General features: G+C 50.2%; 1 rRNA gene (only partly in view). It reads right to left on the bottom strand.

Features of this window, described 5'->3' with window-relative positions:
• Nucleotides 1-1,201 (bottom strand): 23S ribosomal RNA (locus HNQ56_RS23785); its annotated part reaches 1,391 nt to the left of the window's first position; the annotation flags it as partial.
• Nucleotides 1,202-1,320: the final 119 nt, after the last annotated feature.

The following is a 1,320-nucleotide window of genomic DNA, read 5'->3' as shown; positions in this document are numbered from 1 at the left end:
TTTCCACGGCTTCGGTGACGTGTTTTAGCCCCGGACATTTTCGGCGCAGGACCTCTCGACTAGTGAGCTATTACGCACTCTTTGAATGTATGGCTGCTTCTAAGCCAACATCCTAGTTGTCTCTGAAATCCCACATCCTTTTCCACTTAACACGCACTTGGGGACCTTAGCCGGTGGTCTGGGCTCTTTCCCTTTTGACTGCCCAACTTATCTCGTGCAGTCTGACTCCTGATAATCAATTCTACGGCATTCGGAGTTTGATATGCTTCGGTAAGCTTTGACGCCCCCTAGGCAATTCAGTGCTCTACCTCCGTTAATCTCTATCAGGGCTAGCCCTAAAGCTATTTCGAGGAGAACCAGCTATCTCCGGGTTCGATTGGAATTTCTCCCCTATCCACACCTCATCACCACCCTTTTCAACGGATGTGTGTTCGGTCCTCCACCACCTTTTACGGCGGCTTCAACCTGGACATGGATAGATCACCCGGTTTCGGGTGTACTCTTACAGACTATCTCGTGCTATTAACACTTGGTTTCCCTTCGGCTTCAGACTTTCTGTCCTTAACCTTGCCTGTAAAAGTAACTCGCCGGACCGTTCTACAAAAAGTACGCGGTTCACCGCATAAGGGTGTTCCACAGCTTGTAAACACAGGGTTTCAGGTTCTCTTTCACTCCCCTCCCGGGGTTCTTTTCACCTTTCCTTCACAGTACTATGCGCTATCGGTCACTAAGTAGTATTTAGCCTTGGGGGGTGGTCCCCCCGACTTCCCGCAAGGTTTCTCGTGTCTCGCGGTACTCCGGATCCCACTCGCTGTCTTCTGGTTTCGTGTACGGGGCTTTCACCCTCTATAGCCGGCTTTCCCAAAACCGTTCCACTACCATACGACTCACTTATTGTGGTCCATTACCCCAGACCATTACTGGCCTGGTTTAGGCTCTTTCCCTTTCGCTCGCCGCTACTCAGGAAATCGATTTTTCTTTCTTTTCCTCCAGGTACTTAGATGTTTCAGTTCCCTGGGTTCCCTCCGTATACCTATGGATTCAGTATACGGTGACTGAGGTTTGCTCAGCCGGGTTTCCCCATTCAGAAATCTGCGGGTCGATGGATATTTGCTCCTCACCGCAGCTTATCGCAGCTTATCACGTCTTTCTTCGGCTCTTAGTGCCAAGGCATCCACCCTGCGCTCTTTTTAGCTTGACCTGTTGTAAGTTTCCTTACCTCATGCTGCCTAGCGTAGCAGCAAGGTGACTCTCGTCACTCAGGTTTGTTACAGTTTGTTCCATGATGACCGCGCCTCCTTCCCCATGTAAACACGGTTT

This window comes from Anaerotaenia torta (genome assembly GCF_050433395.1).
In the GTDB taxonomy this organism is placed as follows: domain Bacteria; phylum Bacillota; class Clostridia; order Lachnospirales; family Lachnospiraceae; genus Mobilitalea; species Mobilitalea torta.
This window is presented reverse-complemented; position numbering and strand designations above follow the sequence as displayed.